Annotated in this window: 1 pseudogene; it reads right to left on the bottom strand. The window is 35.9% G+C overall.

From position 1 onward, the window contains the following. Positions 1 to 491, bottom strand: a pseudogene (locus ACFQ4A_RS16370) (IS1634 family transposase); the annotation flags it as partial. Positions 492 to 637: the final 146 nt, after the last annotated feature.

Below are 637 nucleotides of genomic sequence, written 5' to 3'. Positions count from 1 at the left end.
GCCCGATAGATTTGATGGGACTGAAATTGTGCCGGTTCAAGTAAGTCCTTCGAATGTTCAAACGTTCCCTTTTTTGAAGCAGGGTGTAGAATACGCAAATACAGAAGACGCGAAAGAATCTCATTAAGATCATATTCAAATTCATATTTTTGAGCGATTTTCTGACAGATTTTATCCAGTTTCAGTTCGTGGTAAAGCGATTGTAAAAAAAGATAACCTGAATTGAATAGCGTTTGCTTATTCCATTCTATCTGCTTAATTGGACTGAATTTGGCAATGACTTTATAATGATTTTCTTTTTCTTCCTGTGTTAATTTTTTGGCATATTCTTTTGCCCAAGTATAGGGATCCACACCAGGGTGCTTCTCTAAAATTTCCTCATCGTTTCCCAAAGCTTCAACGACTTTTGAGGATTTCTTGCCGTTACGGTAAACATCTTTAATAACAGAATAAGATGTTGAACCCTTGGAAACACTTTTTTTAATGCGCACAAACATCTCCTCCGTACGGTGCTAGTATCCTTATTATACGATAGTACGAAATAGTACGCAATAATTTTAAGTAAAATTTGACAAAAAAATATAAGCCTGAGTTGGCTTACGGTCACTTTTTATTCAATTTGGGTGTCAAACTCCCG

Source organism: Lentibacillus salinarum, from assembly GCF_042679865.1.
Classification (GTDB): domain Bacteria; phylum Bacillota; class Bacilli; order Bacillales; family Amphibacillaceae; genus Lentibacillus; species Lentibacillus salinarum.
Note: the sequence above shows the minus strand (reverse complement) of the source record. Positions and strands in the feature narration are given on the sequence as shown.